The organism is Enterobacter nematophilus (assembly GCF_026344075.1).
GTDB classification, from domain to species: domain Bacteria; phylum Pseudomonadota; class Gammaproteobacteria; order Enterobacterales; family Enterobacteriaceae; genus Enterobacter; species Enterobacter nematophilus.
Genome location: NZ_JAPKNE010000007.1, coordinates 188,592 through 214,645 on the forward strand (window position 1 = coordinate 188,592; position 26,054 = coordinate 214,645).

Annotated in this window: 27 protein-coding genes and 2 rRNA genes; 10 read left to right on the top strand and 19 right to left on the bottom strand. The window is 55.3% G+C overall.

The window, feature by feature from the left end:
• Positions 1-10: 10 nt before the first annotated feature.
• On the bottom strand, positions 11-904 hold the full coding sequence (gene murQ, locus OSH03_RS17705; RefSeq protein WP_266179713.1) for an N-acetylmuramic acid 6-phosphate etherase: 894 nt from the start codon (positions 902-904) through the stop codon (positions 11-13).
• A gap of 118 nt (positions 905-1,022) precedes the next feature.
• On the opposite strand from murQ, the gene OSH03_RS17710 reads away from it, so the two are divergent.
• Complete coding sequence (locus tag OSH03_RS17710) at positions 1,023-1,871, top strand: MurR/RpiR family transcriptional regulator (RefSeq protein WP_028014092.1); 849 nt, start codon at positions 1,023-1,025, stop codon at positions 1,869-1,871.
• Positions 1,872-1,917: 46 nt separating this feature from the next.
• Complete coding sequence (locus tag OSH03_RS17715) at positions 1,918-2,178, top strand: YfhL family 4Fe-4S dicluster ferredoxin (protein WP_266179714.1); 261 nt, start codon at positions 1,918-1,920, stop codon at positions 2,176-2,178.
• On the opposite strand, the gene acpS is transcribed toward OSH03_RS17715, so the two are convergent.
• The 12 genes from acpS to rseD form a co-directional block, all read right to left on the bottom strand.
• On the bottom strand, positions 2,175-2,555 hold the full coding sequence (gene acpS / locus OSH03_RS17720; protein WP_023294331.1) for a holo-ACP synthase: 381 nt from the start codon (positions 2,553-2,555) through the stop codon (positions 2,175-2,177). The genes OSH03_RS17715 and acpS overlap by 4 nt on opposite strands.
• Positions 2,555-3,286, bottom strand: coding sequence for a pyridoxine 5'-phosphate synthase (gene pdxJ / locus OSH03_RS17725; RefSeq protein WP_061097369.1), 732 nt, complete (start codon positions 3,284-3,286; stop codon positions 2,555-2,557). The genes acpS and pdxJ overlap by 1 nt, the downstream gene beginning before the upstream one ends.
• A 33-nt stretch (positions 3,287-3,319) precedes the next feature.
• Complete coding sequence (gene recO / locus OSH03_RS17730; protein WP_061097368.1) at positions 3,320-4,027, bottom strand: DNA repair protein RecO; 708 nt, start codon at positions 4,025-4,027, stop codon at positions 3,320-3,322.
• A gap of 15 nt (positions 4,028-4,042) precedes the next feature.
• Complete coding sequence (era, locus tag OSH03_RS17735; RefSeq protein WP_028014097.1) at positions 4,043-4,948, bottom strand: GTPase Era; 906 nt, start codon at positions 4,946-4,948, stop codon at positions 4,043-4,045.
• Positions 4,945-5,625, bottom strand: coding sequence for a ribonuclease III (rnc, locus tag OSH03_RS17740; protein WP_003860711.1), 681 nt, complete (start codon positions 5,623-5,625; stop codon positions 4,945-4,947). The genes era and rnc overlap by 4 nt, the downstream gene beginning before the upstream one ends.
• Positions 5,626-5,847: 222 nt before the next feature.
• Positions 5,848-6,822, bottom strand: coding sequence for a signal peptidase I (lepB, locus tag OSH03_RS17745; protein WP_266179715.1), 975 nt, complete (start codon positions 6,820-6,822; stop codon positions 5,848-5,850).
• 16 nt (positions 6,823-6,838) lie between these two features.
• On the bottom strand, positions 6,839-8,638 hold the full coding sequence (lepA, locus tag OSH03_RS17750; protein ID WP_061097366.1) for a translation elongation factor 4: 1,800 nt from the start codon (positions 8,636-8,638) through the stop codon (positions 6,839-6,841).
• Positions 8,639-8,823: 185 nt separating this feature from the next.
• Positions 8,824-9,300: a SoxR-reducing system protein RseC gene (gene rseC / locus OSH03_RS17755; protein ID WP_151414122.1), complete on the bottom strand. Its 477-nt coding sequence runs from the start codon at positions 9,298-9,300 to the stop codon at positions 8,824-8,826.
• Positions 9,297-10,250 carry a sigma-E factor regulatory protein RseB gene (gene rseB / locus OSH03_RS17760; protein WP_061097364.1) on the bottom strand — a complete coding sequence of 318 codons (954 nt, stop codon included), beginning with the start codon at positions 10,248-10,250 and terminating at the stop codon, positions 9,297-9,299. The genes rseC and rseB overlap by 4 nt, the downstream gene beginning before the upstream one ends.
• Entirely contained in the window at positions 10,250-10,900 is a 651-nt protein-coding gene (gene rseA, locus OSH03_RS17765) for an anti-sigma-E factor RseA (protein ID WP_061097363.1), read from the bottom strand. Before rseA ends, rseB begins: the two co-directional genes overlap by 1 nt.
• Positions 10,901-10,931: 31 nt before the next feature.
• Positions 10,932-11,507, bottom strand: a complete 576-nt coding sequence (rpoE, locus tag OSH03_RS17770; RefSeq protein ID WP_028014102.1) for an RNA polymerase sigma factor RpoE — start codon at positions 11,505-11,507, stop codon at positions 10,932-10,934.
• Positions 11,504-11,587, bottom strand: a complete 84-nt coding sequence (gene rseD, locus OSH03_RS22210) for a rpoE leader peptide RseD (RefSeq protein WP_231940818.1) — start codon at positions 11,585-11,587, stop codon at positions 11,504-11,506. The genes rpoE and rseD overlap by 4 nt, the downstream gene beginning before the upstream one ends.
• Before the next feature lie 343 nt (positions 11,588-11,930).
• Here rseD and nadB point away from each other — a divergent pair, with 343 nt between their 5' ends.
• Positions 11,931-13,550, top strand: coding sequence for an L-aspartate oxidase (gene nadB, locus OSH03_RS17780; RefSeq protein ID WP_266179716.1), 1,620 nt, complete (start codon positions 11,931-11,933; stop codon positions 13,548-13,550).
• On the opposite strand, the gene trmN is transcribed toward nadB, so the two are convergent.
• Entirely contained in the window at positions 13,535-14,272 is a 738-nt protein-coding gene (gene trmN / locus OSH03_RS17785) for a tRNA(1)(Val) (adenine(37)-N(6))-methyltransferase TrmN (RefSeq protein ID WP_151414123.1), read from the bottom strand. The two genes, nadB and trmN, sit on opposite strands and share 16 nt — an antisense overlap.
• A 132-nt stretch (positions 14,273-14,404) precedes the next feature.
• On the opposite strand from trmN, the gene srmB reads away from it, so the two are divergent.
• Positions 14,405-15,733 carry an ATP-dependent RNA helicase SrmB gene (gene srmB, locus OSH03_RS17790; RefSeq protein ID WP_041908660.1) on the top strand — a complete coding sequence of 443 codons (1,329 nt, stop codon included), beginning with the start codon at positions 14,405-14,407 and terminating at the stop codon, positions 15,731-15,733.
• A gap of 53 nt (positions 15,734-15,786) precedes the next feature.
• On the opposite strand, the gene grcA is transcribed toward srmB, so the two are convergent.
• Positions 15,787-16,170: an autonomous glycyl radical cofactor GrcA gene (gene grcA, locus OSH03_RS17795; RefSeq protein ID WP_061097359.1), complete on the bottom strand. Its 384-nt coding sequence runs from the start codon at positions 16,168-16,170 to the stop codon at positions 15,787-15,789.
• Between the two features lie 314 nt (positions 16,171-16,484).
• Here grcA and ung point away from each other — a divergent pair, with 314 nt between their 5' ends.
• A complete protein-coding gene (gene ung, locus OSH03_RS17800) occupies positions 16,485-17,174 on the top strand; it encodes a uracil-DNA glycosylase (protein ID WP_023333064.1) in 690 nt (229 codons plus the stop codon).
• Positions 17,175-17,213: 39 nt separating this feature from the next.
• Here the strand turns inward: ung and OSH03_RS17805 are convergent, their stop codons facing one another.
• Positions 17,214-18,329 carry a tRNA/rRNA methyltransferase gene (locus OSH03_RS17805; RefSeq protein ID WP_266179717.1) on the bottom strand — a complete coding sequence of 372 codons (1,116 nt, stop codon included), beginning with the start codon at positions 18,327-18,329 and terminating at the stop codon, positions 17,214-17,216.
• A 204-nt stretch (positions 18,330-18,533) separates the two neighbouring features.
• On the opposite strand from OSH03_RS17805, the gene trxC reads away from it, so the two are divergent.
• From trxC to OSH03_RS17835, 5 genes are all read left to right on the top strand, one after another.
• Positions 18,534-18,953 (top strand): thioredoxin TrxC, encoded by a 420-nt coding sequence (gene trxC / locus OSH03_RS17810; RefSeq protein ID WP_061097357.1) that lies wholly within the window; start codon positions 18,534-18,536, stop codon positions 18,951-18,953.
• A gap of 69 nt (positions 18,954-19,022) precedes the next feature.
• A complete protein-coding gene (tapT, locus tag OSH03_RS17815) occupies positions 19,023-19,721 on the top strand; it encodes a tRNA-uridine aminocarboxypropyltransferase (RefSeq protein WP_266179718.1) in 699 nt (232 codons plus the stop codon).
• 35 nt (positions 19,722-19,756) lie between these two features.
• Entirely contained in the window at positions 19,757-22,420 is a 2,664-nt protein-coding gene (locus tag OSH03_RS17820) for a bifunctional acetate--CoA ligase family protein/GNAT family N-acetyltransferase (RefSeq protein WP_253543054.1), read from the top strand.
• A 110-nt stretch (positions 22,421-22,530) separates the two neighbouring features.
• Positions 22,531-23,886: a CDP-diacylglycerol--serine O-phosphatidyltransferase gene (gene pssA, locus OSH03_RS17830; protein WP_023331103.1), complete on the top strand. Its 1,356-nt coding sequence runs from the start codon at positions 22,531-22,533 to the stop codon at positions 23,884-23,886.
• 45 nt (positions 23,887-23,931) lie between these two features.
• Positions 23,932-24,255 (top strand): YfiM family lipoprotein, encoded by a 324-nt coding sequence (locus OSH03_RS17835; protein WP_266179719.1) that lies wholly within the window; start codon positions 23,932-23,934, stop codon positions 24,253-24,255.
• On the opposite strand, the gene OSH03_RS17840 is transcribed toward OSH03_RS17835, so the two are convergent.
• From OSH03_RS17840 to OSH03_RS17850, 3 genes are all read right to left on the bottom strand, one after another.
• Positions 24,252-25,547 (bottom strand): MFS transporter, encoded by a 1,296-nt coding sequence (locus OSH03_RS17840; RefSeq protein ID WP_266179720.1) that lies wholly within the window; start codon positions 25,545-25,547, stop codon positions 24,252-24,254. The genes OSH03_RS17835 and OSH03_RS17840 overlap by 4 nt on opposite strands.
• A gap of 210 nt (positions 25,548-25,757) precedes the next feature.
• Positions 25,758-25,873 (bottom strand): 5S ribosomal RNA (gene rrf, locus OSH03_RS17845).
• 70 nt (positions 25,874-25,943) lie between these two features.
• A 23S ribosomal RNA gene (locus tag OSH03_RS17850) occupies positions 25,944-26,054 on the bottom strand; the annotation flags it as partial.

Here is a 26,054-nt window from a genome sequence, read left to right on the forward strand (position 1 = left end):
AACGCCTCTGCTAGTTTTCTAATGCCGCCCGTAAGAAGCCGTTGTGCGCATCAAGTCTGGCTCGCGCAGCCGCCGCGTCCAGCCCGCTTAAGATCATCAAAATGGCGGGTTTAACGTCGTGATCGGTCTGCTTGAGTACCGCTTCTGCCTCTTCACGGCCAGCGCCTGTCGCCTCCATCACCATGCGGCAGGCTCTGTCCACCAGCTTGACGTTGGTGGCCTGCATATCGACCATCAGGTTCTGGTAGACCTTGCCGAACTTCACCATCGCGCCGGTGGAGATCATATTGAGCACCAGCTTTTGCGCGGTCCCGGATTTCAGACGCGTGGAGCCGGTAAGCGCTTCCGGCCCGACGACCGGAGAGATGGCGATAGCGGCCACCTGCGCAATCGGCGAGCCCGGATTACAGGAGATGGCGACCGTCGTGCAGCCGGTCCGGTTGGCGTATTCCAGGCCGCCAATGACGTACGGCGTGCGCCCGGATGCCGCCAGGCCGACCACCAGATCGTTCGCCGTCAGGTTCAGATCCTTCAGGTCATCCTCACCCAGCTGTTTGTTGTCCTCCGCCCCTTCAACGGCTTTCAGCAGCGCGCCGGGGCCACCCGCAATCAGGCCAACCACCAGACCGTGCGGAACGCCAAAGGTGGGCGGACATTCCGAGGCGTCCAGCACGCCAAGACGCCCGCTGGTGCCGGCCCCCATATAGATAATACGGCCACCGGCCTTAAGAGCCTCCGCCGCCGCATCGACCGCTTTCGCCACCTCGGGCAATGTCTCTTTCACTGCCTGCGCGACCAGCGTATCCTGTTGATTAAAGCGGTTAACCAGATCCAGGGTGGAGAGGGCATCCAGATCCATGGTTTGCGGGTTACGCGTTTCAGAAACAAGTGAGCCAAGATTCATCTTTTGTACCTCAAGAATTTTTAATTCATAATAATCACACTATAATGGAATATAAAATTCATTCAGGCGAGCAAAATTCGTATTTGCGCAGACAATCACATTTCCGCCGGGAGTACTTATGAACTGTTTAATTCGCATTCGCCAGCGCTACGCCGGCTTTGCTCAAAGCGACAAAAAGCTGGCGGATTTTCTGCTTTCTCAGCCCGATCGCGCCCGCCACCTCAGCTCTCAGCAGCTGGCAAGCGAAGCCGGAGTGAGTCAGTCAAGCGTGGTGAAATTTGCCCAGAAGATCGGGTTTAAGGGTTTTCCCGCTCTTAAGCTGGCAATCAGCGAAGCGCTGGTGAGTAACCCGAACCCGCAGTCCATGCCGGTGCATAACCAGATCCGCGGCGATGACCCGATGCGTCTGGTTGGGGAAAAGCTGATCAAGGAGAACGTGGCGGCAATGCACGCCACGCTGGACGTGAATACCGAAGAGAAATTACTGGAAAGCGTGGCGATGCTGCGGGCGGCGCGGCGTATTATTTTGACCGGTATTGGCGCGTCCGGTCTGGTGGCGCGTAATTTTGGCTGGAAGCTGACTAAAATCGGTTTTAACGCAATCGTCGAGCAGGATATGCACGCCCTGCTGGCGACCGTGCAGGCGATGGATCCTGACGATCTGCTGCTGGCGATCTCCTACTCCGGCGAGCGCCGCGAGATCAATATGGCGACCGACGAAGCCCTGCGCGTCGGCGGCAAAATCCTGGCGATCACCGGCTTTACGCCAAATGCGCTGCAGCAGCGGGCAACGCGCTGTTTGTATACCATTGCCGAAGAGCAGGCCACGCGCAGCGCGGCAATTTCGTCCACCAGCGCACAAATGATGCTGACGGACCTGCTGTTTATGGCGCTGGTACAGCAGGATCTGGAGCGCGCGCCCGAGCGCATTCGTCACAGCGAAGAACTGGTAAAGAAACTGGTTTGACGCGTATAATGCCCGCCCGGTTTGTGTTGTTTCTGAGAATTTCCTGATGGCGCTGTTAATTACCAAAAAATGCATCAATTGCGATATGTGCGAACCCGAATGCCCTAACCAGGCGATTTCGATGGGCGACAGCATTTATGAGATTAACAGCGACCGCTGCACGGAATGCGTCGGCCACTATGAAACGCCGACCTGCCAGAAGGTGTGCCCGATCCCCAATACTATCCTGAAGGATCCGGCACACGTCGAGAACGAAGAACAGCTGTGGGATAAATTTGTCCTGCTGCATCATGCGGACAAAATTTAGCTTTCGATAATCACCGTCGCGCTGGCATAGTGGCGTTCATCCGCGATCGTCACGTGCATGTGATTCACCCCCAGCTTCTCCGCCAGCTTTTGCGCTTCACCCCACAGACGCAGGCTCGGTTTGCCCAGCTCATCGTTAAACACTTCGAACTGGTTAAACGCCAGACCGTTACGAATGCCGGTTCCGAAGGCTTTGGCTGCCGCCTCTTTTACCGCAAAGCGCTTTGCCAGAAAACGCACCGGCTGCTGGTGCGCTTCCCAGATGGCCCATTCGTTATCGCTCAGCACGCGTCTTGCGAGGCGATCGCCGCTTCGGGCGATCACCGCTTCAATGCGGGCTATTTCGACGATATCGGTACCTAAGCCCAGAATGGCCATTACTGACGCGCTTCCAGCATCAGACGCTTCATCTCTGAAACCGCCTCTTTCAGGCCGCTCATCACCGCGCGGCCAATAATGGCGTGGCCGATGTTCAGCTCGTGCATTTCCGGCAGGGCGGCAATGGCCTTCACGTTGTGGTAGGTCAGGCCGTGACCGGCGTTAACCTTCAGTCCCAGGCTCGCGGCGTAGGTGGCCGCTTTGGCGATACGCTCCAGCTCTTTGGCCTGCTCGGCATCGTTTTTGGCGTCGGCATAGCAGCCGGTGTGAATTTCGATATACGGCGCGCCCACGTCGGCTGCCGCTTTAATCTGGGCGAAATCGGCGTCTATAAACAGAGAAACCAGGATACCGGCATCCGCCAGGCGCCTGCAGGCATCGCGCATTTTGTCCTGCTGCCCCGCCACGTCCAACCCGCCTTCGGTGGTCACTTCCTGGCGTTTTTCCGGCACCAGGCAGCAGAAATGCGGTTTGGTCTCGCAGGCAATGTTCAGCATCTCTTCGGTGACCGCCATCTCCAGATTCATACGGGTGTCCAGCGTCTGGCGAAGAATGCGCACGTCGCGGTCGGTAATGTGGCGGCGGTCTTCACGCAGGTGAACGGTAATGCCGTCGGCGCCAGCCTGTTCAGCGATAAACGCCGCCTGAACCGGATCGGGATACGCCGTGCCGCGTGCATTACGCAGCGTGGCGATGTGATCGATGTTGACGCCTAACAGTAATTCAGCCATGACAATCCTCGGTTTTCTTTTCGATTCTGTGGTCTAACGTTTCGGCATAAACTGCCTGAATAATTCGCGGCTCTTTAAGGGCTTGCCGCCAAGATACGGCTTGAGGGCAATCCGGGTAAAGCGTTTTGCGGCGCGCAGGGTGTCCCGATCGGGAAACTCGCGCTCATACAGCGCCCGAAGCTGGCGACCGGTAAAGGTGCTGTTGTCTATCACGACGCTGGCGATAAACCCTTTTTCTTCCCGGTAGCGGTAGGTCATCGCGTCTTCAACCTCGTCCCCGCTGCCCGCGCAGTGCAGAAAATCCACGCCGTACCCCAGGTGCCCCAGCAGCGCCAGTTCGAAACGACGCAGGGCGGGTTCGGGCGTGCCGGTTGCACCCGCAAGGGCCTGGATACAGTGCAGATAATCGAAGAAAAGTTCAGAGAAGCGAGTCTCATGTTCAAGAACCCGTGAGATGAGCTCGTTGACGTACAGACCGCTGTAGAGGGTAATACCAGAAAGAGGAAGCGCCAGAGAGACAGCTTCAGCGCTGCGCAGGGTTTTGACTTCACCTCGCCCGCCAAAGCGAACCAGCAGCGGCGTGAAAGGCTGTAGGGCACCCTTCAGGTTAGAACGTTTGGAACGTGCGCCTTTCGCTACAAGGCGCACGCGACCGGACTCTTCCGTGAAGACGTCCAGCATCAGGCTGGTTTCGCTCCAGGGACGACTATGGAGAACGAAGGCGCGCTGCCAACCTTCCATTATCGTCGTCTTGAATTACTGGTCTTCGCCGTAACCGAGGCTGCGCAGAGCACGCTCATCATCGGCCCAGCCAGACTTCACCTTCACCCAAAGCTCCAGGTGAACCGGCGCTTCGAACATCTCCTGCATGTCCTTACGGGCTTCGATACCGATGGTTTTGATCTTGGCGCCTTTGTTGCCGATCACCATCTTCTTCTGCCCTTCACGCTCAACGAGGATCAGGCCGTTGATGTCGTAGCCACCGCGCTCGTTGCTCTGGAAACGCTCAATTTCCACCGTCACGGAGTACGGCAGTTCAGCGCCCAGGAAACGCATCAGCTTTTCACGGATGATTTCAGACGCCATAAAGCGCTGAGAGCGATCGGTGATGTAGTCTTCCGGGAAGTGGTGAATCGCTTCCGGCAGATGCTTGCGCACGATCCCCGCGATGGTATCGACGTTCAGGCCGGTCTCAGCAGACAGCGGTACGATGTCGAGGAAGTTCATCTGGCTGCCCAGCCACTGCAGGTGCGGCAGCAGGTCAGCTTTTTCCTGCACGTTGTCAACTTTGTTGACCGCAAGGATGACCGGGGTTTTGCCGTCCCGCAGCTTGTTCAGCACCATCTCGTCGTCCGGCGTCCAGCGGGTGCCTTCCACAACAAAAATCACCAGCTCTACGTCGCCGATGGAGCTGCTCGCCGCCTTGTTCATCAGACGGTTAATGGCACGCTTCTCTTCCATGTGCAGGCCCGGGGTATCGACGTAGATCGCCTGATACGCGCCTTCAGTATGGATGCCGACGATGCGGTGACGCGTGGTCTGCGCCTTACGCGAGGTGATGGAAATCTTCTGCCCAAGCAGATTATTCAACAGCGTGGATTTGCCGACGTTCGGACGTCCGACGATGGCAATAAATCCGCAATAGGTTTTTTCTTCGCTCATTCCAGCTCCAGCATTTTCAACGCCTGTTCGGCGGCAGCCTGTTCAGCCTTACGGCGGCTTGAACCTGTGCCCACCACCGGTTCACTCAGGCCACTGACCTGGCAATGGATGGTAAATTCCTGATCGTGCGCTTCGCCACGAACCTGCACCACCAGATAGGATGGCAGCGGCAGATGACGACCCTGCAAATATTCCTGCAGGCGCGTTTTCGGATCTTTTTGTTTATCGCCCGGGCTGATTTCGTCCAGACGGGTCTGATACCAGTTAAGGATCAGCTTTTCTACGGTCTGGATATCGCTGTCCAAGAACACGCCACCAATTAATGCTTCGACCGTATCGGCAAGAATAGATTCACGACGGAAGCCGCCGCTTTTCAGTTCACCCGGCCCAAGACGCAGACATTCGCCCAGTTCAAATTCGCGCGCGATTTCCGCAAGGGTATTACCCCGAACCAGCGTGGCGCGCATGCGGCTCATATCACCTTCGTCCACGCGCGGGAAACGATGATAAAGCGCATTCGCAATCACGAAACTTAAAATAGAGTCACCCAGAAACTCGAGACGCTCATTATGTTTGCTGCTGGCACTGCGGTGGGTTAATGCCTGTTGCAACAACTCCTGATGATGAAAAGTGTAGCCCAGCTTCCGTTGAAGCCGATTAATTACGATGGGGTTCATGCGATACCAATAAATGAATGCGTCAAAAATGCAGCACACGAAACCGACCTGAGAAAACCAACGCGGTTTCGTGTGCCGTGGCACCCTTGCAGGGCCAACCTTAAACTTCGGGGGAATATTCTATACACAACGACAGGGGATGTCGTTAGTTCAAAGAGATTTATCGAGGAAATAATTCACGTAGCCGCGAAATAACGCGGCTACGTGTTCTTTTCCTGAGAATTAGTGGATTCCGCCAATACGATTCAGGCGTACGCCGGTCGGCCATTCGCCTTCCTGCTTCTCAAAACTCATCCAGATCGCGGTTGCTTTACCCACCAGATTCGCTTCCGGCACAAAGCCCCAGTAACGGCTGTCCGCGGAGTTATCGCGGTTATCACCCATCATGAAGTAGTGTCCCGGCGGTACGATCCAGCTGGCCAGCTGCTGACCCGGCTGTTTGTAATACATCCCCACTTGATCCTGAGCGATTGGCACGGTCAGGATGCGGTGCGTCACGTCGCCCAGCGTCTCTTTACGCTCGACCAGGCGGATACCGTTCTCTTTGGTTTCACCTTTCGGCAACTGGAAGAACCCGCTGGTCGCCTCACCGCCGTTACGACGGGCGAAGGTCTGAACAAAATCACTTGGCTCAACGTTTGAGTAGGTGATTGGCAGCGCGTTTTCACACGCGGTACCGGAGCTGCAGCCCGGCTGAACGGTGACTTCCTTCGCAACCGGATCGTAGGTTACTTTATCACCCGGCAGGCCTACCGCACGCTTGATGTAGTCCAGACGCGGATCTTCCGGATATTTAAATACCACGATGTCGCCACGTTTCGGATGACCGGTTTCGATCAGCGTTTTCTGGTAGATAGGATCTTTAATGCCGTAGGCAAACTTCTCCACCAGAATAAAATCCCCAATCAGCAGCGTTGGCATCATGGAACCTGATGGGATCTGGAACGGCTCGTAAATAAACGAACGTACCACCAGCACAATCGCCAGCACCGGGAATACCGACGCGCCCGTTTCCAGCCAGCCCGGTTTCGGACCAACTTTCTTCAGGGTTTTCGCGTCCAGCTGTTCGCCAGTAGCCGCCTGCGCGGCAGCCTGACGTTCACGGCGTTTTGGGGCGAAGATAAACTTATCCAGACACCACAGCAGGCCTGTCACCAGCGTAGCGATGACCAGGATCAGGGCAAACATGTTCGCCATGCCAACTCCTTAAAGGTTATTTGCCGTCTTTACCGACATGAAGAATGGCAAGGAATGCTTCCTGCGGCAGCTCAACGTTACCGACCTGCTTCATACGCTTCTTACCTTCTTTCTGCTTCTGCAGCAGCTTTTTCTTACGGCTGACGTCACCGCCGTAGCACTTCGCCAGAACGTTTTTACGCAGCTGTTTCACCGTAGAACGCGCGATGATGTGGTTGCCAATCGCTGCCTGAATCGCAATGTCGAATTGCTGACGCGGGATCAGATCTTTCATCTTCTCAACCAGCTCGCGGCCGCGGTACGGCGCATTGTCGTTGTGGGTGATCAGCGCCAGCGCGTCCACACGCTCGCCGTTGATCAGCACGTCCACGCGGACCATGTTGGAGGCCTGGAAACGTTTGAAGTTGTAATCCAGTGACGCATAGCCACGGGAGGTAGACTTCAGACGGTCGAAGAAGTCGAGTACCACTTCCGCCATCGGGATTTCATAGGTCAGCGCCACCTGGTTACCGTGGTAAACCATGTTGGTCTGCACGCCACGCTTCTCAATACAGAGCGTGATGACGTTGCCCAGGAACTCCTGCGGCAGCAGCATATGACACTCTGCGATAGGCTCGCGCAGCTCGTGAATGTTGTTCAGCGGCGGCAGCTTGGACGGGCTGTCGACGTAGATCACTTCTTTCGAGGTGGTTTCCACTTCGTAGACTACGGTCGGAGCGGTGGTGATTAGATCCAGATCGTATTCACGCTCCAGACGCTCCTGAATGATCTCCATGTGCAGCAGGCCGAGGAAGCCGCAGCGGAAGCCGAAGCCCAGCGCCGTTGAACTTTCTGGCTCGTAGAACAGGGAGGCATCGTTCAGGCTCAGCTTGCCGAGCGCATCGCGGAAGTTTTCGTAGTCGTCAGAGCTGACCGGGAACAGACCCGCGTAAACCTGCGGTTTCACCTTTTTGAAGCCTGGCAGCGCTTTGTCTGCCGGGTTACGCGCGCCGGTCAGGGTATCGCCCACTGGCGCGCCGAGGATGTCTTTAATCGCACAGACCAGCCAGCCTACCTCGCCGCATTTCAGCTCGGTACGGTCAACCTGTTTTGGCGTGAAGATACCCAGACGGTCTGCGTTGTAGACCTGTCCGGTACTCATAACCTTGATTTTGTCGCCTTTACGCATGGTGCCGTTTTTAATACGCACCAGAGAGACTACGCCCAGGTAGTTATCGAACCATGAGTCGATGATCAGCGCCTGCAGCGGGGCATCCGGGTCCCCTTCCGGTGGTGGAATATCACGCACCAGACGTTCCAGCACATCTGGAACACCCACGCCGGTTTTCGCGGAGCAGCGCACGGCGTCGGTCGCGTCAATGCCGACAATGTCTTCAATCTCTTCCGCCACGCGCTCAGGATCGGCAGCTGGCAGATCGATTTTGTTCAGAACCGGCACAACCTCGAGATCCATCTCCATCGCGGTGTAGCAGTTCGCCAGGGTCTGGGCTTCAACGCCCTGCCCGGCATCGACAACCAGCAGCGCGCCTTCACAGGCCGCCAGCGAGCGTGAAACTTCATAGGAGAAGTCAACGTGGCCTGGGGTGTCGATAAAGTTCAGTTGATAGGTTTCGCCATCAGAAGCTTTATAGTCGAGCGTCACGCTCTGCGCTTTGATGGTGATACCGCGTTCGCGTTCCAGGTCCATGGAGTCCAGTACCTGGGCTGCCATTTCACGATCAGACAGGCCACCGCAAATCTGGATAATACGGTCAGACAGCGTCGACTTACCGTGGTCAATGTGAGCAATGATCGAAAAGTTACGTATGTTCTTCATATAGTTAAATAATTATGCCTTACGAATTCCTGGAGGCCGCTGTTCTTAGCCTGACGTTTTTCAGTGCGAAAACGCAGCATTCTACACTACATACCCGCAACCTGGAAATGCACTTAGAGCCAAGCATAGCGCGAAGAAATGGCGTTTTCTTTTTTGAGATGTAAATAATGATAAAGCCCGGTGGATCACCGGGCCTCAGAAGAGAGCGTCTCGACGCGAAGTTGGTCAGGCGCCAGCGCAACGCTCAGAATAACGGGCTGCCACTCTTCGCGCGCGGCGAGCTTCGGTGAGATGCCTTTGGCAAGCCAAAATCCCCCTACGCCACCCAAAGCAGCACCGCACATGGCGGCCACGTCGGTACCAAACAGCATCTGGAAAAGGCCGCCCATGGCAAACAGCCCCACCAGCGGGGAGAGATAGACCAGCATTGCGGAACTAAGCAGACTGCCTTCCGTAATGCCCAGTTCGACCTTCTGACCCGCCACCAGCGGCTGTTCGCTCGGCACGGAGATCGTATGCGATGTCTGTGGCCCTAACTTATTCAGCACGCGACTGCCACAACCGGCTCGGGATGCGCAGCTATTGCATGAGGCTTTAACATCACAGCTGACCAGTGCAATGCCATTCTGCCAGGAGACAACGGTCGCCCACTCTTTAATCATTGTGCGGCCCTGAATTTAATGCTGTCTGAAATGCGCTTCGCCGTCTGCGGAGGTAATTCCCCCACAATCGTGATCTCTGCGTTATCTCGTACCGTGGTGCTGACCGTACGACGCCCGGTACGAAGCATTTGTTCAGCGCTGTTTGCCGTTGCGCGGTTGATATTCACCGAGAAGCTGAACAAGCCATCGGAATAGAGGCGTGATTCAACCGGCGTATCAATGGTGGGCAGCTGACGACGGCTGCTGGACACTTCGCTAAAGCCTTGTGGGATCCAGGAAGGCACCCAGTTGAAATTAGCGGAGTCCCCTGCTGGAACAGAAAGCAGCGGCGGCAGGCTGGCCTTCGCCAGATTCTGCATGCTATTGCCAACCTGATTGTTCACGCTGAAGGAGATAACACGGAACTGTTCAAGCGTCTCGCCGTCGCGGTCGAGCAGGTCCACGCGCATCGGCAGCTTGGTTTCCGCATCAATCCAGACGATATAGCTGTAGCGCGTGCCATCGCGCGCAACCACGCGGATCACTTCACACAGCCTGTCTGCAATACGGGTACGCCCTACCGAAATAAAATCATAGTAAGGGGCAAGCCGCTTGAAGTCGGTATAGATAAGCGACGGCAAAGAATCAACGATATAGTCGCCATTAAGCGTGAAAGGCTCCAGACCGGGCTCGAAATAGCTGATTTCGTTGCCACGCTGGACAACTTCCCGACGAGGGCCATCCATCTGTAAAAGCTGGGCGAGCGGCTGGTTATCAAGACGGGCATGGCGATAGCGTAACGACTCGACGCCCTGCTTATTGATGCTGATAAATGCCAACTCGTAATTGAGTGACTGGCTGGCCAGATTCATTTGCTGCAACAACGCCCCGGATGAAACATCAGCCGAGGCGTTAGCAGAGAAGAACAGGCTAGCCGCCATCAGAGACATGGCGAACCAAAGTTGCTTCATTACTGCGATTGCGTTCCTAAAGTTTGGTTTCCGGGCACCTGCACAGCAGCTTGCTGAGTTTGGGCCTGCTCAAACTGAAGCTGTTCAGAGTGCAGACGACGCTGCAACTCGTAATCCTGCAACATCGCATTAATGCGACGGCGCTGCTCCTGAACCTGCTGTTGCTGACCGCCGCTGGCGGAGGCATCAGCCGGTACGCCCAGACTTACCGGGCTGGCTTTGCCCATCATCGGCAGTGTGTTAAACACTGGCGCTTCTGGCTGCTGATTAGTTTCAGACTGAGTATTATAGTGCTGGACGCCAACGATAACTGCAAGCGATACGCATGCAGCCACCCCCATTTGGGTGAGCTGGCTGGCCCACGGACGCACCTTATGCCAGAACGGCATTTTCTGCCACTGGTGCGGTGCGGGTTGAGCTTCAGGAATCAGCGGAGTGGTCTGATGAACAGGCTCATTCTCGATGGCCGCCATCACGCGGGCTGAGATATCGAAATGGAGAACCTCTCCGGTATCACCGCGCAGCGTGTCACGGATGAGATGGTAACTCTCCCAGGTCTCTTGCATTTCGGGAGAATGAGACAGCTCGTTGAGCAGCTCACTATCCAGCGTCTCACCATCCATTAAAGCGGAAAGTTTTTCTTTCTGCATGCCTAATACCTTTTCCAGTATCCCGCTATCGTCAACGCCTGATAAGCGGTTGAACTTTATTATCAATAGCTTCTCGCGCACGGAAAATTCGTGAACGTACCGTGCCGACCGGACAATCCATGATAGCGGCTATCTCTTCATAGCTCAGACCATCAAGCTCCCGTAACGTAATTGCCATGCGTAAATCTTCCGGGAGCGACTCGATCGTGCGAAAAACAATTTGTCTCAGTTCTTCTGACAACATTAAGTTCTCAGGGTTCGAAATTTCTTTCAGCGCACCGCCACTTTCGAAGTTTTCGGCGTCGATAGCGTCTACATCACTGGACGGCGGACGACGGCCCTGAGCAACCAGATAATTCTTTGCCGTATTGACAGCAATACGGTACAGCCAGGTATAAAAAGCACTATCTCCCCGGAAAGATTCCAGCGCGCGATAGGCCTTAATAAAAGACTCTTGCACCACATCAGGTACATCACCTGACGGTACATAGCGGGAAACCAGACTCGCCACCTTATGCTGGTAGCGCACCACCAGTAAGTTAAAGGCTTTCTGATCTCCCTTCTGGACCCGTTCAACCAGGACCTGGTCCGTTAACTGCTCGCTCATCCGAGGTAATGTCTCCCCAAACCTAAATTCCACGCGTTATCGAAACGCCACTCTATAACTACCGCACTTTGAGCAAGCACCAGGTTAGAGTGTCCGATCTTCAATAAGTTCCGTAACGCCTTTGTTTTTGTTCATCGCGCCGCAGACCATTCATTTTCTCTCATTATAAGTCTGTTCACGATACGCACCACTTTCTGACAAGAAACATCTTTTTCCCGCCAGAAGAGTAACGCAACACAGGCTTTATTTCACCACAAAATCTGACGCTAACGATCTGCTTCGCAAAATAATTTCATTCATTTACCCTTCGTTTACCCCTGCGTGTGCGTTTAGCCATTGCAACTCTCATTAAAAAAAACGTGCGATATCTCGCATTCAGGTGCTATTCTGCCCCAACACTGTTTAGTAAATTAAACAACAATCATGAACACAACACCTGAACTTCATTGTGATGTACTGATCATCGGCAGCGGCGCTGCCGGTCTCTCTCTGGCGCTGCGTCTGGCCGAACATCAGAACGTCATCGTTCTGAGCAAAGGCCCGATAAGCGAAGGCTCCACATTTTATGCTCAGGGCGGTATTGCCGCGGTATTTGACGAGACCGACAGCATCGCGTCACATGTTGAAGATACGCTGATTGCCGGGGCCGGGATCGTGGATGCGCACGCCGCAGAGTTTGTCGCCAGCAATGCCCGCCATTGCGTTCAGTGGCTTATCGATCAGGGTGTTTTATTCGATACTCAGGTTCAGCCCAACGGTGAAGAGAGCTACCACTTAACGCGTGAAGGCGGCCATAGCCACCGCCGCATCCTCCACGCCGCGGATGCTACCGGAAAAGAAGTGGAAACCACGCTGGTCAGCAAAGCGCTGAACCATCCTAACATCCGGGTCCTTGAGCGGAGCAACGCGGTTGACCTGATCATTTCCGACAAGATAGGCCTGCCCGGCACGCGTCGCGTGGTGGGGGCGTGGGTCTGGAACCGTAATAAAGAGAAGGTGGAAACCTGTCAGGCGAAGGCTGTGGTACTGGCTACGGGTGGCGCCTCTAAGGTATATCAATACACCACGAATCCGGATATCGCTTCCGGAGACGGTATCGCCATGGCCTGGCGCGCCGGCTGCCGCGTGGCGAATCTCGAATTTAATCAGTTTCACCCCACCGCCCTGTTCCACCCTCAGGCGCGCAATTTCCTGTTGACGGAAGCCCTGCGCGGCGAAGGCGCTTATCTGAAGCGCCCTGACGGTACCCGCTTTATGCCGGACTTTGACGCCCGGGGTGAACTGGCGCCGCGCGATATCGTTGCCCGCGCCATCGACCACGAAATGAAGCGCCTTGGCGTGGACTGCATGTATCTCGATATCAGCCATAAGCCGGCAGAATTCATTCGCCAGCAATTCCCGATGATTTACGAAAAGCTGCTCAATCTTGGCATTGATTTAACACGCGATCCGGTGCCAATTGTGCCTGCGGCCCACTATACCTGCGGTGGCGTGATGGTTGACGATCATGGGCGCACTGATGTAGACGGTCTGTATGCTATTGGCGAGGTCAGCTATACCGGGCTACACGGCGCGAACCGTATGGCGTCTAACTCGCTGCTTGAGTGTCTGGTGTACGGCTGGTCAGCGGCGGAAGACATCGCGAAGCGCATGCCTTACGCCCGTGAAACAGAGCGTTTACCGGCCTGGGATGAAAGCCGCGTGGAGAACCCGGACGAGCTGGTGGTGATCCAGCACAACTGGCACGAGCTACGGCTGTTTATGTGGGACTACGTTGGGATTGTGCGCACCACGAAACGTCTGGAACGCGCGTTGCGCCGCATCACGATGCTGCAGCAGGAAATTGATGAATATTATGCCCATTTCCGCGTCTCCAATAATCTGCTGGAGCTGCGCAATCTGGTGCAGGTTGCCGAGCTGATTGTTCGCTGCGCGATGATGCGTAAAGAGAGCCGCGGTTTGCACTACACACTCGACTACCCGGATCAGCTTGCCGAGTCCGGCCCGTCGATACTCGCCCCGCAGGTTTACATAAACAAATAAAACGCCTGGGTCAGAGCGGTGTAATCTTCGGAATAACGCTGGTCTGGCCCACGGATCACCATGCGGTCATTAAAACACTCACCCTCTTTTGGCGAGAGCGCCAGCAGTACGCGGTGCGGCAGTCGTCCTTCCGTATCAGAGATGTCAGTTCGCAAACGTAACGTCCAGCCGATCTCCTGCGCGGTAGCGATAAACGTATTGCCCGTACTTTCTGGCAGCACCACGCAGAAAAAGCCCTCTTCTGAGATAAGTTCAGCCGCGTTGACGAGCAGTGCTTTGTGATCGAGTGAACCGGTATAGCGCGCCTGTTCACGCTCCGGTGAACCGCACTCCACGCCGGGCTCGTAGTAAGGGGGGTTGCTGACGATCAGATCGTAACGCGCCGTTTGCTCAGGCGCCCAGGCCAGCACGTCCGCGCACTGAACGCTTATCCGGTCAGCCCAGGGGGACTCGGCCGCGTTTTCACCCGCCTGCCCTGCGGCCTGCGCATCCAGCTCCACGGCATCGATTGTGACATGCTCTTCAGTACGCTGCGCCAGCATCAAGGCCACCAGCCCGCTGCCGGTACCGATATCAAGAATACGCTTTACACCTGCGACAGGTGCCCATGCTCCCAGTAAAATGCCGTCTGTACCGACTTTCATGGCACAGCGATCGTGAGCGACAAAAAATTGTTTAAACGTAAAACCATCGCGGCGCAGCTGCGCTTTGAGTTGAGACATGTCAGGACAACCTTCTAAGTGAAACTGGAGTAGCATAGGGGAAAGCGAAGTGGCCGCAAAGCGATATCCATACAAACAGATGAAGATTACAGCCGTAACGTCTATAATCAGCGCCCCACACAGAGGTAGAACATGACTGTAACGACTTTTTCCGAACTTGAACTCGATGAAAGCCTGCTCAATGCTCTTGAGAGCAAAGGCTTTACACGCCCGACCGCCATTCAGGCAGCGGCCATTCCGCCTGCGCTTGAGGGCCGCGATGTGCTCGGTTCTGCGCCAACCGGCACGGGGAAGACAGCAGCCTATTTGCTGCCTGTGTTGCAGCACCTGCTCGACTTTCCACGTAAAAAATCTGGCCCGCCGCGTATTTTGATCCTGACGCCTACGCGCGAGCTGGCCATGCAGGTTGCCGATCACGCGCGTGAACTCGCGGCGAATACGCATCTGGATATCGCTACCATCACCGGCGGCGTTGCGTATATGAACCACGCCGAAGTGTTCAGCGAAAACCAGGACATCGTCGTCGCGACGACGGGCCGCCTGCTGCAGTATATTAAAGAAGAGAACTTCGACTGCCGCGCTGTAGAAACGCTGATCCTCGACGAAGCGGACCGCATGTTGGACATGGGCTTTGCGCAGGATATCGAGCATATTGCCGGTGAAACGCGCTGGCGTAACCAGACGATGCTGTTCTCTGCCACCCTTGAAGGGGATGCGATTAAAGACTTCGCAGAGCGCCTGCTGGAAGATCCGGTGGAAGTCTCTGCGACGCCATCCACGCGAGAGCGTAAGAAGATCCACCAGTGGTATTACCGTGCGGACAACCTTGAGCACAAGGTTGAACTGCTCAAACACCTGCTGAAGCAGGAAGACGCCACCCGCACCATCGTGTTTGTGCGTAAGCGCGAGCGCGTGCACGAGCTGGCTGAAATGCTGCGTAACGCCGGGATCAACAACTGCTATCTTGAAGGTGAGATGGCGCAGATCAAGCGTACTGAAGGCATTAAGCGCCTGACGGATGGCCGCGTTAACGTGCTGGTTGCAACAGACGTTGCCGCACGTGGGATCGACATCCCTGACGTGAGCCATGTCATTAACTTCGATATGCCGCGCAGCGGCGATACCTATCTGCACCGCATCGGCCGTACCGGTCGCGCGGGCCGCAAAGGGATTGCGATTTCACTGGTTGAAGCGCATGACTACCTGCTGCTGCAGAAAATTGGCCGCTATGTTGACGAGCCGCTGAAAGCGCGCGTTATTGATGGCTTGCGCCCAACCACACGTGCGCCGAGCGAAAAAATGACGGGTAAACCGTCCAAGAAAGCGCTCGCGAAACGTGCTGAGAGAAAAGAGAAAGAAAAAGAGAAGCCGCGGGTGAAGCAGCGTCACCGCGATACCAAAAACATTGGTAAGCGTCGTAAGCCAAGCGCTGCAGCGCAGGAAACGAAGACTGAAGAGTAAGAAAAAGCCGGGGAAATCCCCGGCTTTTTTATTCACCCCCCGTAGCTGAAGCCTTACAGGCTTTCAGTAAAGGTACGGGCGATAACGTCGCGCTGCTGTTCTGGAGTCAGTGAGTTAAAGCGAACCGCATAACCAGACACGCGGATTGTCAGCTGTGGGTATTTTTCCGGGTGCTCAACGGCATCCATCAGCGTTTCGCGGCGCAGCACGTTAACGTTCAGGTGCTGACCCCCTTCAACGCGCACTTCCGGCTGCACTTCCATTGGGATTTCACGGTATTCGATTTCGCCCAGTTTGTTCACCGGCACGACTTCATCTTCAGCAAAACCCGCTTTCGCGACTACACAGCGCGCTTCATTTTTCTCGCTGTCCAGCAGCCAGAAAGAGTTGAGCAGATCGTCATTTGCCGCTTTGGTAATCTGGATACCTGTAATCATGTGTTGCCTCCCTTAGGCTACATTAACTGATGCTGGCCTTACGCGGCCAATTGGTAAAACCATTGTTTCTTGTGTGTATATATATCATTCACACCACGGCGATTTATTGATTTAAATCAACAAAAACACCAACCACATAAAGAGTGTGGTTTGAATTTATTGCTTTAGATCAATTTCACGACGCCACCATTTCAACTTAACTTGCATCATTTCAAAATAAATTTAATTACTTAGCACGCATTTCAGCGCGTAATTTTGCTCGCAAGAGTTAAACAGGTAAGCTAGTGACAGATTGAGATTCGCAGGAGAGCGACATGACGACACCTTTAACCTGGCATGACGTGCTGGCAGAAGAAAAGCAGCAGCCTTATTTTATCAATACGCTCAGCACCGTTGCTGCTGAGCGTCAGTCCGGGCAGACGATTTATCCGCCGCAAAAAGATGTGTTCAACGCGTTTCGCTATACCGAGCTGAGCGATGTGAAAGTCGTCATTCTGGGCCAGGATCCCTATCACGGCCCTGGGCAGGCGCACGGGCTGGCGTTTTCCGTACGCCCAGGCGTGGCTATCCCCCCTTCTCTGCTCAACATGTATAAAGAGCTGGAAGGAACCGTGCCCGGGTTTACCCGCCCCAACCACGGTTATCTGGAAAGCTGGGCGCGCCAGGGCGTGCTGTTACTGAACACGGTGCTCACCGTACGGGCGGGACAGGCGCACTCGCACGCCAGCCTTGGGTGGGAAACCTTTACCGATAAAGTTATCAGCCTGATTAACGAGCATCGTGAAGGGGTTGTGTTTTTACTCTGGGGTTCTCACGCGCAGAAGAAAGGGGCGATTATCGATCGTCAGCGCCATCACGTGTTGAAGGCACCGCACCCGTCACCGCTGTCTGCCCATCGCGGTTTCTTTGGCAGTAATCATTTTGTTCTGGCAAATGAATGGCTGGAAAAACGTGGCGAAACGCCAATTGACTGGATGCCTGTGTTACCGGCAGAGAGCGAGTAGGGTTTGAATGTGCCGGGTCAGGCCCGGCACATAAGAGGCTTACGCTTTATTCTGACGCCACCACTCGGCCAGCAGCACGCCGGTCGCAACGGATACGTTCAGACTTTCCACATTGCCCGTTCCGTCGATAGAGACGCTCAGATCCGCACTGGAGAGCGCCGCGTCAGACAGACCATCGCGTTCCTGACCCAACACCAGCACCATCTTGCGCGGCAGCGTCGCTTTAAACAGCGGCGTACCGGCATGGCTGGATGTGGTCACGATGGAATAGCCCGCTTTGCGGAACTGCTCGAGGGCATCCAGAACGCTGTCGCCGGTGATCGGCTGTACGTGCTCGGCTCCGCCTTCCGCAGTACGGATCGCGGCACCGGACTCCAGCAGCGCGGCATCCTGCAGCAGCACGCCCTTCACGCCAAAATGCGCGCAGCTGCGCATCATTGCGCCCAGGTTGTGCGGGTTGCCCACGTCTTCCAGCGCCAGCACGCAGTCATCGGCATCCGCCTGGCTGACCCACTGCTGAACGGTCGTGCCGTTACGTTTTTTGATCAGGAAGCAGACGCCGCCGTGGTGCTCGGTACCGGACGCTTTTGTCAGTTCGGCATCATCAACCACGTGGTAGGCTTTGCGGTTCGCCGCCATCCAGCGCAGCGCTTCTTTGAAGCGCGGGGTCACGCTCTGGATAAACCAGGCGCGGACGATACACTCAGGACGGCTCTGGAACAGCGCCTGGCAGGCGTTCTCGCCATATACGCGGGTCTCTTCCGCCCGCTGACGACGCAGCACTTCCGGGTCGATAAAGCTTTTACCGCTGATGCCACCGTGATCGGCTTTTTCCGGGGTCTCATCGCCAGGGGCGCGAGATACGGTGCGCCACGGGGAGGCGTTATCACGTGAGAAGTCTTCACGCGGACGATCGTCGCGTGAACGGTCATTACGTGGGCGGTCGGAACGCGGACGATCGTCGCGTTTGCGGTCATCACCGCGGTTATTTCTGTCATCGCGGGCGGGGCGACGGCCACCGTCTGCACGAGAGGACGCCGGACGCCCGCCCCCTTTTCCGGTACGCGGATTTTGGGTGCGTTTATCAGAGTCATCATCACTGCGGACATACATCACTTTGACCTTGCCGCTTTTATTTTTCATTTCGTCGTTCATGCTTTTCTCCACCAGCGCTGCGCGAAGCGCGCAGATTACCCGATGTGCCAGCGCATAGCCATAATTTCGTACAAAAGCCTGTGACTATTGTTCTCATTGAATAAAACGCATTGTTGTTTCAAACAGGCTCATTGATAATATGTAACATATTAGAAACATTATCGGCGTTCTGCCGCTGTCCCACGGCTCTATCAGAGGTTAGTTATGAATACCGTATGTGCCAACTGTCAGGCTCTTAATCGCATTCCGGACGATCGGATTGAAGATGGTGCGAAATGCGGACGTTGTGGCCATGAATTGTTTGATGGCGATGTCATTAACGCGACGGGTGCTACGCTGGACAAACTCCTCAAGGACGATCTCCCGGTGGTGGTCGATTTCTGGGCGCCATGGTGCGGTCCGTGCCGCAGCTTTGCGCCGATCTTCGAAGATGTTGCCGAAGAGCGCAGCGGAAAAATGCGGTTCGTTAAGGTCAATACTGAAGCTGAACGCGAGCTGAGCGCACGTTTTCGTATTCGCAGTATCCCGACCATCATGATTTTCAAAAATGGTGAAGTGATCGATATGCTCAACGGTGCGGTTCCAAAAGCCCCCTTCGATAGCTGGTTAAACGAATCGCTGTAACATTCCCGGGGCACATCTTGTGCCCCGTTCCCGCCTCTGCGAAAATAGGGTTTTTCCTCCATTTCGCCCATGACTTATAACGCCGTCCTTAAATTACGCGCCGAACGCCTTGCGCGCGCGACTCGCCCCTTTCTTGCTCGTGGCAACCGCATACGTCGCTGTCAGCGCTGCCTGCTGCCGCTAAAGGTGTGTCTGTGCGAAACGCTGGCCCCAAGTACGGCGGAGAGCCGCTTTTGTCTGGTGATGTTCGATACCGAGCCGATGAAGCCCAGCAATACGGGGCGTCTTATTGCCGATATTCTGCCGGATACCGCCGCGTTTCAGTGGTCGCGCACTGAGCCACCTCAGGCTCTGCTCGACCTGGTGGCAAGCCCGGACTACCAGCCGATGGTGGTTTTCCCGGCATCTTATGCAGGAGAACAGCGTCAGGTTCTGACTGCGCCGCCATCAGGAAAACCGCCGCTGTTTATTATGCTGGACGGTACCTGGACCGAAGCGCGGAAAATGTTTCGCAAAAGCCCTTACCTCGACGCCCTTCCGGTTATTTCTGTCGATCTTTCCCGCGTCTCGGCCTACCGCCTGCGCGAAGCGCATGCTGACGGGCAATACTGCACCGCCGAAGTAGCCATCGCGCTGCTGGATTTAGCAGGAGATACCGCTGCAGCAGGCGCCCTGGGCAACCATTTCTCATGCTTCCGGGAGCGCTATCTGGCGGGAAAAACCGTTCATAAGGGCAGCATCACAGCAACGGAGACAGAAAGCGTTTAAAATCATCAGGTCGCTTGCATTCACAGGAGGCCTGCATGAGCCAGAGAGGGTTAGAAGCGCTACTCCGTCCTAAATCCATTGCCGTCATCGGCGCATCAATGAAACCGGATCGTGCAGGCTATCTGATGATGCGCAACCTGCTGGCCGGAGGATTTAACGGTCCCGTCATGCCCGTCACGCCGGCTTATAAGGCCGTTCAGGGCGTGCTGGCCTGGCCGGACGTGGAGAGCCTGCCTTTTGTACCGGATCTCGCCGTTCTGTGTACAAACGCCAAACGCAATCCGGAACTGCTGGAGTCACTCGGCAAGAAAGGGTGTAAAACCTGCATTATTCTCTCGTCTCCGCCTGAACAGCAGCCCGAACTGCTGGCCTGCGCCAGCCGCTTTCAAATGCGCATTCTTGGGCCGAACAGCCTGGGTCTGCTCGCGCCCTGGCAGGGGCTGAACGCCAGCTTCTCCCCGGTGCCGATCCGTAAAGGCAAGCTGGCGTTTATCTCGCAGTCGGCTGCGGTATCGAACACCATCCTCGACTGGGCGCAGCAGCGTGAAATGGGATTCTCCTACTTCATAGCCCTGGGCGACAGCCTGGATATCGACGTTGACGAGCTGCTGGATTTCCTGGCGCGAGACAGTAAAACCAGCGCAATCCTCCTTTATCTTGAACACCTGAGCGACGCCCGTCGTTTTGTTTCCGCTTCGCGTAGCGCATCGCGCAATAAACCGATCCTCGTTATCAAAAGCGGTCGCAGCCCTGCGGCTCAGCGTCTGCTGCAGTCTCATTCCGGCATGGACCCCGCCTGGGATGCTGCAATTCAGCGCGCGGGGTTACTGCGGGTGCAGGATACACACGAGCTTTTTTCCGCCGTTGAGACGCTAAGCCATATGCGTCCGCTGCGCGGCGAGAAGTTGATGATTGTCAGCAATGGCGCGGCCCCCGCCGCGCTGGCGCTGGATGAGCTGTGGCTGCGTAACGGCAAGCTGGCCACGCTGGGTGAAGAGACGCTGCAACGCCTCAGAGAGGCGCTTCCGGCAAGCGTGACGCCCGGCAATCCCCTAGATTTGCGCGATGACGCCAGCAGCGATCGCTATATCAGGGCAATCTCCATTTTGCTGGACAGCCAGGATTTCGATGCGCTGATGATTATCCACTCCCCCAGCGCGGTCGCGCCGGGCAGTGAAAGCGCGCGAGCGCTGATTGAGGCAGTACGGAACCATCCGCGCGGCAAATACGTCACCCTGCTGACCAACTGGTGCGGTGAGTTTTCCTCTCAGGAGGCGCGACGCTTGTTCAGTGAAGCCGGACTGCCAACCTACCGCACGCCGGAAGGCACCATCACGGCATTTATGCATATGGTGGAATATCGGCGCAATCAGAAGCAGTTACGCGAGACCCCGGCGTTGCCCGGTAACCTGACGGCGAATACCGTCGACGTTCACCGACTATTACAGCAGGCTATCGAAGAAGGTGCGACCTCGCTTGATACGCATGAAGTGCAGCCCATACTGGGCAGCTACGGGATGCAAACTCTGCCGACCTGGATCGCCAGCGACAGCGCTGAGGCCGTACATATAGCCGAACAGATTGGCTACCCGGTCGCCCTTAAGCTGCGTTCCCCCGATATCCCGCATAAGTCGGACGTTCAGGGGGTCATGTTGTACCTGCGTACGGCAACGGAGGTGCAGCAGGCAGCCGATGCCATTTTCGATCGCGTCAAAATGGCCTGGCCGCAGGCACGGATCCACGGGCTGCTGGTGCAGAGCATGGCTAACCGCGCGGGCGCTCAGGAACTGCGGGTGGTGGTTGAACACGATCCCGTCTTCGGTCCGCTCATTATGCTGGGAGAAGGCGGCGTTGAGTGGCGTCCGGAGGAGCAGGCCGCGGTGGCGCTACCGCCGCTGAACATGAATCTGGCGCGCTATCTGATCATTCAGGCGATTAAAAGCAAAAAGATCCGTGGCCGCAGCGCCCTGCGTCCGCTCGATATAGCCGGGCTGAGTCAGTTCCTGGTGCAGGTGTCTAACCTGATTGTCGATTGTGCGGAGATCCAGCGGCTGGATATCCATCCGCTGCTCGCCTCCGGCACTGAGTTTACGGCGCTGGACGTGACGCTGGATATCGCCCGATTCGAAGGGGACAGAGAGAGCCGACTGGCGATCCGTCCGTATCCTCTGCAGCTGGAGGAGTGGGTTGAGATGAAGAATGGGGAACGCGCCCTGTTCCGCCCTATTCTGCCGGAAGATGAACCGCAGCTGCGTACCTTCATCTCTCAGGTTACGAAAGAAGATCTCTATTACCGCTACTTTAGCGAAATCAACGAATTTACCCACGATGATTTAGCCAATATGACCCAGATCGACTACGATCGAGAGATGGCGTTTGTCGCCGTTCGGCGTTCTGATAAAGGCGATGAGATCCTGGGCGTGACGCGCGCAATTTCTGACCCGGATAACGTCGACGCGGAATTTGCTGTGCTGGTGCGCTCCGATCTTAAAGGCCTGGGTCTGGGCAGACGACTGCTGGAAAAACTCATCAGTTATACGCGAGATCACGGATTGTTACGTCTGAATGGCATTACTATGCCGAACAATCGCGGTATGGTGACCCTGGCGCGAAAACTCGGATTTGATGTTGATATTCAGCTGGACGAAGGTATTGTCGCCCTATCCTTGGGCCTGACATCAGCAGACAAACCCGAGTAAGCTACTGGAAATGTTACCCACTTTGGACGGGACTGGTGGTATCATTGTCCGCTTATGTTGTTTGCATGGGACAGACAACCCTTCAATGAACAGAGAAGAAACGCACTGTGATGTTGTCAAAATTTAAGCGTAATAAACATCAACAACACCTTGCTCAACTACCGAAGATTTCTCAGTCAGTTGATGATGTAGAGTTCTTTTACGCTCCCGCTCATTTTCGGGAGACGCTTCTGGAAAAGATTGCCAGTGCCACGCGACGCATTTGCATTGTGGCCCTGTATCTTGAACAAGATGAAGGCGGGCGCGCGATCCTGAACGCGCTCTATGAAGCCAAGCGTCAGCGTCCAGAACTGGATGTTCGCGTGCTGGTTGACTGGCATCGCGCCCAGCGTGGCCGTATTGGCGCGGCCGCTTCAAATACCAATGCAGACTGGTATTGCCGCACGGCGCAGGAAAATCCTGGCGTCGATGTGCCTGTTTATGGCGTACCGGTGAATACCCGCGAAGCGCTCGGCGTCCTCCATTTTAAAGGATTCATCATTGATGACAGCGTTCTGTACAGCGGCGCCAGTCTTAATGACGTTTACCTTCATCAGCTCGATAAATATCGCTACGATCGTTACCATCTGATCCGTAATCCGCAGATGGCCGATATCATGTTCAACTGGGTTGATAAAAACCTGGTACACGGCCGTGGCGTTAATCGCCTTGACGATCCTGAGCGTCCTAAGAGCCCGGAGATCAAAAATGATGTTCGCGCCTTCCGCCAGGAGCTGCGCGATGCGGTCTATCATTTCCAGGGTGATGCAAACAACGAAGAGTTATCCGTTACCCCGCTGGTTGGGCTCGGCAAATCAAGCCTGCTGAATAAAACGATCTTCCATCTGATGCCGTGCGCGGAACAAAAGCTCACCATCTGCACGCCGTACTTTAACCTTCCTGCCGTACTGGTGCGTAATATCATTCAGCTGCTGCGCGATGGTAAAAAAGTGGAAATTATCGTCGGGGATAAAACGGCGAACGACTTCTTCATTCCTGAAGATCAGCCGTTCAAAATCATCGGTGCGCTGCCTTACCTTTACGAAATTAACCTGCGCCGCTTCCTGAGCCGTTTGCAGTATTACGTAAATACTGACCAGCTGGTTGTGCGTCTGTGGAAAGATGAAGACAACAGTTACCATCTGAAAGGCATGTGGGTCGACGATGAGTGGATGCTGCTGACCGGTAACAACCTGAACCCGCGCGCGTGGCGACTGGATCTGGAAAACGCAATCCTGATCCATGACCCGCAGCATGAGTTAGCCGCACAGCGTGAGCGTGAACTGGAGTTGATTCGCACGCATACCACGGTGGTTAATCATTACCGCGAGCTGCAGAGCATTGCCGATTATCCGGTGAAAGTCCGCAAGCTGATTCGCCGCTTGCGTCGTATCCGTATTGACCGACTTATCAGCCGAATTCTGTAATGTCCAGGCCCTGTTATCCGCAGGGCTTTTTTATGGAGCCCAATAATGCGCATCCTCCTGTTACTGAGCGTCCTCTTTCTGAGTGGCTGCAGTCATATGGCCAACGATAGCTGGTCCGGTCAGGACAAAGCACAACACTTCCTCGCTTCCGCTATGCTGTCTGCAGCCGGTAATGAGTACGCGCAGCATCAGGGATACAGCCGGGACCATAGCGCGGCGATAGGATTGATGTTCTCAGTGGGCCTTGGGGCATCAAAAGAACTGTGGGATAGCCGCCCCTCAGGGAGCGGCTGGAGCTGGAAAGATTTCGCCTGGGATGTCGCCGGCGCAACGACCGGCTATGCCGTGTGGCAGATGGCGCATTATTAAAGACGAATGCCTTTCCCTTTGCGATGCAGCATCAGGGAGACAACAAAGGCCAGCGCCCCCATTACCGTCACGTACCAGAAGAATGTCGTTTCACTTCCCCATGATTTAAGCGACAGCGCAACGTACTCCGCCGATCCGCCAAACAACGCGTTGGCTACCGCATAAGAAAGACCAACCCCCAGCGCACGAACCTGCGCCGGGAACATTTCGGCTTTCAGTATCCCGCTGATGGAGGTATAGAAACTGACAATTACCATTGCCAGCATGACCAGCGCAAATGCGGCATAAGGCGATGATACGTGCTGGAGCGCAGACAAAATAGGCACGGTACACAACGCCGACAGCCCGCCAAAAATCAGCATCGACGAACGTCGGCCAATTTTATCCGAAAGCGCACCGATGATCGGTTGGATGAGCATAAAGACAAAAAGCGCCACGGTCATTACAACGCTGGCGACGTTTGCGTGCATCCCGGTGGTGTTCACCAGGTACTTCTGCATATAGGTGGTGAACGTGTAAAAACTGAGAGAACCGCCCGCAGTAAAGCCCAGCACCATCAGGAAAGCCTTGCGGTTACGCCATAACCCTTTAAAGGTTCCCGCCTCCTTCAGCGTTCTGACCTCTTTCTGCGAGGTTTCATCCAGCTGACGGCGTAGCCAAAGTGCGACAACTGCCAGCACGGCCCCCATCGCGAAAGGAATTCGCCATCCCCAGGCGTGAAGTTGTTCGTCTGTCAGGATCTGCTGCAGGATCACCACGACGAGAATCGCCAGCAGTTGACCACCAATAAGCGTGACGTACTGGAATGAGGCGTAAAAGCCTTTACGGCCTTCCAGCGCAATTTCACTCATATAGGTCGCACTGGTGCCGTATTCACCGCCCACCGATAACCCCTGGAATAGGCGGGCCAGCAAAAGCAGCGCAGGAGCCCAGGTACCAATCGATTCATATCCTGGTAAACAGGCGATCACCAGAGAACCAAAGCACATCATACATACGGAGATCAGCATGGAGGCCTTACGCCCGCGACGATCAGCAATGCGGCCAAACAGCCAGCCACCGATGGGTCGCATTAAGAATCCTGCCGCAAATACTCCTGCTGTTTGTAGAAGCTGCGTCGTGGTGTTGCCGGAGGGGAAGAAAATATGTGCGAAGTAGAGTGAACAGAATGAGTAGACGTAAAAATCGAACCATTCTACCAGGTTCCCTGAAGAGGCGCTGACGATTGCCCATACCCTTCTTCGGGTATCGCTGTTAGCCAGCGTCCCGTTTGATGCAATGCTTTCTGTCATTGTGATTATGCTCCTGCCATAAACAGCGGCGTATTGAGCCAGCAGACTCAATTACCTCGTAAATGAAATGTTATAATTTTGTTATAAATAACATTGAGACAGAGATCACACATTCCATTAGCAGGATAAGGGATTAAGAGAAATGCCAGCGAGGAAAAGCACAAAGCAAAAAACCCCGCACCTTTCGGTACGGGGTTCTTCTTAATTAATGCCTGGCAGTTCCCTACTCTCACATGGGGAGACCCCACACTACCATCGGCGCTACGGCGTTTCACTTCTGAGTTCGGCATGGGGTCAGGTGGGACCACCGCGCTAAAGCCGCCAGGCAAATTCTGTTTAATCTGTATCAGGCTGAAAATATCGTGTCTCTCACCGCCAAAACACCTTCGGCGTTGTAAGGTTAAGCCTCACGGTTCATTAGTATCGGTTAGCTCAACGCATCGCTGCGCTTACACACCCGACCTATCAACGTCGTCGTCTTCAACGTTCCTTCAGGACTCTCAAGGA

Coding starts and splice junctions, on each gene's coding strand:
- era (WP_028014097.1), bottom strand. CDS start 4,948: ATGAGCGAAGAAAAAACCTATTGCGGATTTATTGCCATCGTCGGACGT.
- OSH03_RS17840 (WP_266179720.1), bottom strand. CDS start 25,547: ATGACAGAAAGCATTGCATCAAACGGGACGCTGGCTAACAGCGATACC.
- OSH03_RS17835 (WP_266179719.1), top strand. CDS start 23,932: ATGCGCATCCTCCTGTTACTGAGCGTCCTCTTTCTGAGTGGCTGCAGT.
- rseB (WP_061097364.1), bottom strand. CDS start 10,250: ATGAAGCAACTTTGGTTCGCCATGTCTCTGATGGCGGCTAGCCTGTTC.
- acpS (WP_023294331.1), bottom strand. CDS start 2,555: ATGGCCATTCTGGGCTTAGGTACCGATATCGTCGAAATAGCCCGCATT.
- recO (WP_061097368.1), bottom strand. CDS start 4,027: ATGGAAGGTTGGCAGCGCGCCTTCGTTCTCCATAGTCGTCCCTGGAGC.
- OSH03_RS17820 (WP_253543054.1), top strand. CDS start 19,757: ATGAGCCAGAGAGGGTTAGAAGCGCTACTCCGTCCTAAATCCATTGCC.
- murQ (WP_266179713.1), bottom strand. CDS start 904: ATGAATCTTGGCTCACTTGTTTCTGAAACGCGTAACCCGCAAACCATG.
- tapT (WP_266179718.1), top strand. CDS start 19,023: ATGACTTATAACGCCGTCCTTAAATTACGCGCCGAACGCCTTGCGCGC.
- rpoE (WP_028014102.1), bottom strand. CDS start 11,507: ATGAGCGAGCAGTTAACGGACCAGGTCCTGGTTGAACGGGTCCAGAAG.
- rseC (WP_151414122.1), bottom strand. CDS start 9,300: ATGATTAAAGAGTGGGCGACCGTTGTCTCCTGGCAGAATGGCATTGCA.
- OSH03_RS17710 (WP_028014092.1), top strand. CDS start 1,023: ATGAACTGTTTAATTCGCATTCGCCAGCGCTACGCCGGCTTTGCTCAA.
- ung (WP_023333064.1), top strand. CDS start 16,485: ATGACGACACCTTTAACCTGGCATGACGTGCTGGCAGAAGAAAAGCAG.
- srmB (WP_041908660.1), top strand. CDS start 14,405: ATGACTGTAACGACTTTTTCCGAACTTGAACTCGATGAAAGCCTGCTC.
- trxC (WP_061097357.1), top strand. CDS start 18,534: ATGAATACCGTATGTGCCAACTGTCAGGCTCTTAATCGCATTCCGGAC.
- grcA (WP_061097359.1), bottom strand. CDS start 16,170: ATGATTACAGGTATCCAGATTACCAAAGCGGCAAATGACGATCTGCTC.
- OSH03_RS17805 (WP_266179717.1), bottom strand. CDS start 18,329: ATGAACGACGAAATGAAAAATAAAAGCGGCAAGGTCAAAGTGATGTAT.
- rnc (WP_003860711.1), bottom strand. CDS start 5,625: ATGAACCCCATCGTAATTAATCGGCTTCAACGGAAGCTGGGCTACACT.
- pssA (WP_023331103.1), top strand. CDS start 22,531: ATGTTGTCAAAATTTAAGCGTAATAAACATCAACAACACCTTGCTCAA.
- pdxJ (WP_061097369.1), bottom strand. CDS start 3,286: ATGGCTGAATTACTGTTAGGCGTCAACATCGATCACATCGCCACGCTG.
- nadB (WP_266179716.1), top strand. CDS start 11,931: ATGAACACAACACCTGAACTTCATTGTGATGTACTGATCATCGGCAGC.
- lepA (WP_061097366.1), bottom strand. CDS start 8,638: ATGAAGAACATACGTAACTTTTCGATCATTGCTCACATTGACCACGGT.
- lepB (WP_266179715.1), bottom strand. CDS start 6,822: ATGGCGAACATGTTTGCCCTGATCCTGGTCATCGCTACGCTGGTGACA.
- OSH03_RS17715 (WP_266179714.1), top strand. CDS start 1,918: ATGGCGCTGTTAATTACCAAAAAATGCATCAATTGCGATATGTGCGAA.
- rseA (WP_061097363.1), bottom strand. CDS start 10,900: ATGCAGAAAGAAAAACTTTCCGCTTTAATGGATGGTGAGACGCTGGAT.
- trmN (WP_151414123.1), bottom strand. CDS start 14,272: ATGTCTCAACTCAAAGCGCAGCTGCGCCGCGATGGTTTTACGTTTAAA.